Source organism: Microcystis sp. M015S2, assembly GCF_020245945.1.
Lineage (GTDB): Bacteria > Cyanobacteriota > Cyanobacteriia > Cyanobacteriales > Microcystaceae > Microcystis.
Genome location: NZ_JADBTX010000043.1, coordinates 23298 through 29596, shown reverse-complemented (window position 1 = coordinate 29596; position 6299 = coordinate 23298). Strand labels below are relative to the sequence as shown.

Genomic DNA, 6299 nt, shown 5'->3' with positions numbered 1-6299 from the left:
TTGATTTCAGTTTTTTCTTTGTCAGTAAGGGTGTCAACAAGGAATATTACAAATTGTTAACCGAGTCTTGAAAGCCTTGTGCTACAAAGGTTTGAAATGTTAAGAAAGATGTGACTAAAGGACAGCTTATCAAGGGGGGCTAGGGGGGATCGAACCTAAAATCCATTTTTAATTTAATTATAACCAGCTACTTATATAATAAAAAGTATCTCCAGAGAATGATTTTTCCTGTCTCTATGCAACACCCCTCTCTGACTCGCTTTGAACCTGCGACTACTCTTGATGAAATCCATTTAACTATATCTCCTGAACCCCTATTAACTCAGAAGGAAATAGATGCTTTTTATCGAGAAGAAATGAATAAGGTGAGAGGGGAAGATAAAATTCAGCGTCTAAAATTAGGGTTAACACGGGTCATAGATACGCAACAATATTACAAAGCCTGTTTAATGGGACACACGGGGGTAGGCAAATCGACAGAATTAACTCGTTTAATTAATGATCATGAGATTAAACAGCATTTTGAACCCCTGCGATTTAGTGTTTTAAGTGAACTCGATGCGATTAATTTCAGTCCCCTTGATGTATTTCTCTTTATGGTGGTGGAAATTGTTGAGAAAACCGCTCAAATTTCTCGGCAGCCTAGTAGTCAAAATTTACAAAAGCTTTGGGATTGGTTTAGTTCTGAAGAATTTACCCGCAAGGAAACCAGAGAAAGTCAAATCAAAATGGAAGCAGGAGCGGGAGCAAAAGAAGATTCTCTCTGGAATAAAATTCTCGGACTTTTTGCCTCTCTCAAGGGAGAATTCCGGTTTGCTTCTTCGCGAGAGAAAAAAGTTGTTGAATACCGTCTTTCCCGTTCCAGAGATTTAATTAATATTGCTAATCAACTCCTGAAAGAATGTAATCAGAACTTACAGGAAACTATGCAGAGAAGCTGGCTAATTATTGGAGAGGACTTCGATAAAGCTGGTGTTTCACAGGAAGCGGTCAGGGATTTATTTTTAAACTATTCTAATATTTTCAAAGATTTAGACATTCACATTATTTTTAATATTCCGATTGGATTATATAATTCATCTCCCGGGATTAACCTCACTTTTGACCATAATCTCCTGATTCCCGATACTCCAGTTTTTTGCCAAAAAGATCATACTCCCAACCAAAAAGGACGGGAAGCAGTGAGAAAAGTTTTAGAAGCAAGAGTTAAATCTAATTTATTTGAAGATGGACAAATAGAGCGGGTTATTATTGCCTCCGGTGGCAATATCAGAGATTTATTTTATCTGGTTAGAGAAGCTTCTGATGAGGCAATTGTCAATAAACAAAATCTGATCATGTCTAGTCATATTAGCAGAGCAATTCGCAGTTTAAGAACAGATTATGAAAGACGTTTAGGCCAAAATCCTTATGATACCGATCATGTTAGTTATGGGGATAAGGTTTTATTGTTAAAACGAATTTATGATGCTGATAAAGAGGCACAAATTCCCAATGAGATATTATACGCTTTATTAAATGATCGAGCGATTCAAGAAGTAGATGGAGACGGGGAAAGATGCTTTATGGTACATCCCCTTGTGGTTGATATTTTAAATGCTCAAGGTCATATTCCTACTGCTCCCGATGGAGGTGTCCCCGGTGGTACATCAAGTTAATCAAACTAATCAATCGGAGTTAGAACTGGGTACTATTGCCCATACAGCAGCTCGTTTGCTATTATGGGGACGAAGACCATCTAGAGGTTTAGCTAGGGTGGAATTTTATGATAAGTTTTCCCGTCAGCAAGTAGTTAGAGAATTAGAGAATAAACTGCAAGAACAAGGCATTATTTTTCATAAAATTGTCTTACCAAGATGGGAAAAACCCTCTTTTGTCTTGAACTTCTTGTTAACACAATTGGCAGAATTGGAGTCGGGAGTAGTATCAATTACTGGTTTTGAAACCGCTTTTAGTTCTGATGTTTCCCTAGTAGATGCCTTGCAATTAATTAATTTCAATCGAGAAAATTTAGCTCGTTTTAATCTCCGACAAATTTGGTGGATGACCCATGATTTTACTAACAAAGTTATTCGGTTTATGCCAGATTTAAATTCTTGGTTTTTCCTGCGGTTATCTTTAACAGAAAATTCAACCCAAGCTACCAACTACAATCAGCTATTTACCGATAAAAATACCGTTAATGATCCCTATAATTTACCAAAAACAGCAGTTAACTTTGTTGGTAGAGAACAGGAATTATCCCGGATTAATCAAGCTTTTCAGCAATCTTCCCCAGTGGTTTTAAGTGGGATGGGAGGTTCGGGAAAAACTGAATTAGCTTTACAGTATGCTTGGCAACATAAAGGGGATTATCCTGCGGGTATTTGTTGGATAAATGTCCTTAACAGTGACCCCGGTTTGGCTATTTTATTTTTTGCCAGAGAATACCTAGGTTTAAACATCCCCAATCAGGGAACCTTAAGTGAACGAGTGCGTTACTGTTGGCAAAATTGGCCCGAGGGAAATGCTTTAATTATTTTTGATGATGTGCGTGACTACGACCAAATTAAATCTTATCTACCACCGGTAAAAGAATCTCGTTTTCGGGTTTTAATTACAACTCGCTTTAGTTACTTAGGGGTATCGCTATCAACGATAAACTTAGATGTTCTCACAGCAGCGCAAGCTTTAGATTTACTGCAAACCTACTTAGGAAAAGAACGTCTAACCGCAGAGTTAGAGGCAGCCAAGCAACTTTGTCAGTGTTTAGGATATTTGCCTCTAGGATTACAATTACTAGGCAGTTTTCTGAAACAAGCAACTACTGAAACTTTGGCAAATACCAAGGAAAAATTCCCGAAAAAAGGCTCGGAATATCTCAACTCTGATAAGGAGGAAGTCCGCAGTATTAAAACAATTCTGAATCTCAGTTGGCAGCTGTTAGAAACACAAGCACAAAAATTAGCTCTGTGTCTCAGTTTATTTGCTTCGGCACCTTTTCCCAAGCACTTAATTATCAGTTTATTTTCTGATGAAGCTAAAGACGAGATAGAAAAATGGTTAACCGATAGCTTGGTTAAGCTTAATTTGCTGAAATCTTTAGGCAATGAATGGTATCAACTCCATCCCCTCATCCGTCTTTATTTACGGGAAAAATTAGAAGGTTCCGAGATAGCCAATACCGCAAAAAGTCGTTATTGTACAGTGATGACAGATACATCGAGAACAGTCCCCCAAACTCCTACTCTAGATATTATTCAAAATCTGACTCCCTTAATTCCCCATATTGAACAAGCTGTCAGGGAATATCCAGAATATATCGCTGATGAGGATTTAGTTTGGTCTTATACGGGTTTAGCTCGTTATTATAATGGACAAGGATTGTATGCTATTGCTGAACCTTACCATCAAGCTTGTTTAACCGCAACTCGAACCCGTTTAGGAGACAATCATCCCGATGTGGCAGCTTCCCTCAACAATTTAGCAGGATTGTACGATTCCCAAGGCAGATACCCAGAAGCAGAACCTCTCTATCTAGAAGCATTAGATTTGAGAAAACGACTCTTAGGAGACAATCATCCCTCTGTGGCAACTTCCCTCAACAATTTAGCAGCATTGTACTATTCCCAAGGCAGATACCCAGAAGCAGAACCTCTCTATCTAGAAGCATTAGATTTGTATAAACGACTCTTGGGAGACAATCATCCGGATGTCGCAAATTCCCTCAACAATTTAGCAGGATTGTACTATTCCCAAGGCAGATACCCAGAAGCAGAACCTCTCTATCTAGAAGCTTTAGATTTGTATAAACGACTCTTAGGAGACAATCATCCCGATGTGGCAAATTCCCTCAACAATTTAGCAGCATTGTACTATTCCCAAGGCAGATACCCAGAAGCAGAACCTCTCTATCTAGAAGCATTAGATTTGAGAAAACGACTCTTAGGAGACAATCATCCCCATGTGGCACTTTCCCTCAACAATTTAGCAGCATTGTACTATTCCCAAGGCAGATACCCAGAAGCAGAACCTCTCTATCTAGAAGCGATTAATATTGCTACCCAAGCATTAGGGGAAAATCATCCCCAAACCCAAACCGTTTATCAGAATTATCTGAGGATGTTATCGCAATTACCCGAAGCAGAATTAAGACAACGGTTTCCTCTTCCTCATCCGTTGAACCCAAAACCACCTCGTCCCCGAAAACAGCTATTAGGAAGATTGATACAAGGGTTTCTGATATTGTTAATTTTACCCTTTTATAGCCTCTGGTTAGGCTTGCGGTGGTTGCTGAGGAGACTGGGTTTCTAAGGAAACTTCAATGGAGAGTATTTGATGCTTGAAAAGAGGGTCTGCATACGCACGGATTTTCCATTATGAATATAATATCATGTCAAGGGGCTTTTGTCAAGAGAAATTTTGACAACATCCAGATTTAGTAAAACGTAGTTAGACAGCAAAAATTTCTGTTTTAACTTCAAGCTAACAATCCTTCGTAACCCACCACCAATCATCGACTATGATTGGAATGATTGAATGATGGACTATGATGGAATTAATCACTGATAACTGATAACTGATAACTGATAACTGATAAAGCTATGACACTCAAAGAACAACTAATTAAAGAAATCGAGCAGACACCTGACACCCTTTTGACTGAATTACTTGACTTTTTGCTCTTTATCAAAGAACGACATACTGCAATAGAAATTACAGAAGAAGAGCAAGCTAACATAATCGCTTCTGAATCAGCTTATCAAGCAGGAGACTATCTAACCCTCGAAGAATATGAGGCAACTCAAGCGTGAACTACAGAGTTATTATTCCGAAACCAGTTCAAAAACAACTAAACAACTTACCCAAACAACAACGCGAACGCTTAATTACTGCCATTAGACTACTTACCGATACACCTCGTCCTAGCGGAGTCAAGAAACTCAAAGGATATGATGACACCTACCGAATTAGAATAGGAGATTATCGCATCATTTACAAAATTCAAGATCAAGAAATGCTGATTATCATATTGAGTAGTATTCATCGAAAAGATGCTTATTGAACCTCTCAGTAGGTGGGTGGAGTGAGAACTATAAAACTATGTTGTCGCAACTCCGGCAAGCAGAATCAGGATGAGTTAGAGTTTAAATGCTTGGGAAAATAGGGCTTGTAGGCGCACGGATTTTCCATTATGAATATAATATCATGTCAAGGGGCTTTTGTCAAGAGAAAAATTTTTTGACCCGGAAGGAATTCAACCTAGATAAAAACTGAGGATCAGAGCCACTAAAAAAGTCATTAACAGGCATAAAATTCCGAAATAAAGGACGATTTTAGGACGGAAAGCTGATAGGAGGAGGATAAAAGCTTTAATATCAATGAGGGAAGCGACCAGTAAAAAAGCTAGAGTGGAACCCACGGACAGATTAGTAATTAAAGAACCGGGGACAAAAGTGCTAAGACTGGCATTAACAGCGAGAGTGAAACCAAAAAACAACTGCACGAGAATTTGAGTAGCGGGAGTATTCCCCCAGGCAATTAATTGACTCTGAGGTAATAATAACTGAAAGATACTAGCGATCGCACAGCCAATAATTAATAATCCCCCTAATTCCAGTGCTTCATCGATAAAGTTATCGAGAAATAACTGCACAGAAATTGGCCAAGCTTGCCTATCTCTAGTTTTATACTCATAAACAAGACTGCCGACTCTTTGTAGGGGTTGACTGGCTGCTTCCTCCGGTAAAAAACTCCCAGAAAGAACTAAACTCGATTCTAGGGGAATTTCGCTATCGGTGCGGAGTTTTTCCCGATAGAAACTAAAGAGAGTACCGATAAAAATTGCCATTAACCAGACCGAAAGCGATCGATAGAAGAAAACACTAGAATAGCTGAAAGTCTGCCAAGTTAGCCAAAGAGTGACGATATTTAGGGTAGGTGCAGCGGTGAGAAAGCTAAACACCACCCCTGGGGGTACTCCCTCTAATAAGAATCTTCTAGCGACGGGAATCGTGCCGTATTGTCCGACGGGTAGGATTAATCCGATTGTACTGCCAACGATCGCTCCTAACAGTCGATTACGGGGAAATATCGCCGCTAATCGCTGTTTATTGACGAAAACCAGCAAAAAACTGGAAACGGCTGCCCCGAAAAGTAAAAAGGGAAGCGAGGTCAAGACTAAACTAAGAAAAAAAGTAACAGCGATAGAAATTTGATTCATGAATAGGGTTCAAGATCGGAAGCTATCCTACAAAATAGCAGATAAGGTAAAAAGTAAAAAGATCGGTTTTCGATGCAACAATAGGTTAGTTTGTTGA

At 39.0% G+C, this 6299-nt stretch carries 5 protein-coding genes; 4 read left to right on the top strand and 1 reads right to left on the bottom strand.

Annotated elements, in window-relative coordinates; translation table 11 throughout:
* The first annotated feature begins 236 nt into the window (after positions 1 to 236).
* From IM473_RS08985 to IM473_RS08970, 4 genes are all read left to right on the top strand, one after another.
* On the top strand, positions 237 to 1658 hold the full coding sequence (locus IM473_RS08985) for a hypothetical protein (RefSeq protein WP_287659646.1): 1422 nt from the start codon (positions 237 to 239) through the stop codon (positions 1656 to 1658).
* Positions 1627 to 4293, top strand: coding sequence for a tetratricopeptide repeat protein (locus IM473_RS08980; RefSeq protein WP_287659647.1), 2667 nt, complete (start codon positions 1627 to 1629; stop codon positions 4291 to 4293). The genes IM473_RS08985 and IM473_RS08980 overlap by 32 nt, the downstream gene beginning before the upstream one ends.
* Positions 4294 to 4583: 290 nt before the next feature.
* Positions 4584 to 4793 (top strand): hypothetical protein, encoded by a 210-nt coding sequence (locus IM473_RS08975; RefSeq protein ID WP_002760925.1) that lies wholly within the window; start codon positions 4584 to 4586, stop codon positions 4791 to 4793.
* A complete protein-coding gene (locus tag IM473_RS08970) occupies positions 4790 to 5044 on the top strand; it encodes a type II toxin-antitoxin system RelE family toxin (RefSeq protein ID WP_002760924.1) in 255 nt (84 codons plus the stop codon). Before IM473_RS08975 ends, IM473_RS08970 begins: the two co-directional genes overlap by 4 nt.
* A 192-nt stretch (positions 5045 to 5236) precedes the next feature.
* Here the strand turns inward: IM473_RS08970 and IM473_RS08965 are convergent, their stop codons facing one another.
* Positions 5237 to 6202: a permease gene (locus IM473_RS08965; protein WP_287659645.1), complete on the bottom strand. Its 966-nt coding sequence runs from the start codon at positions 6200 to 6202 to the stop codon at positions 5237 to 5239.
* Between the last annotated feature and the right edge of the window lie 97 nt (positions 6203 to 6299).

Excerpts from the sequence above, each read along its gene's own strand:
- IM473_RS08975 (WP_002760925.1), top strand. The coding sequence starts at position 4,584 with ATGACACTCAAAGAACAACTAATTAAAGAAATCGAGCAGACACCTGAC.
- IM473_RS08965 (WP_287659645.1), bottom strand. The coding sequence starts at position 6,202 with ATGAATCAAATTTCTATCGCTGTTACTTTTTTTCTTAGTTTAGTCTTG.
- IM473_RS08985 (WP_287659646.1), top strand. The coding sequence starts at position 237 with ATGCAACACCCCTCTCTGACTCGCTTTGAACCTGCGACTACTCTTGAT.
- IM473_RS08980 (WP_287659647.1), top strand. The coding sequence starts at position 1,627 with ATGGAGGTGTCCCCGGTGGTACATCAAGTTAATCAAACTAATCAATCG.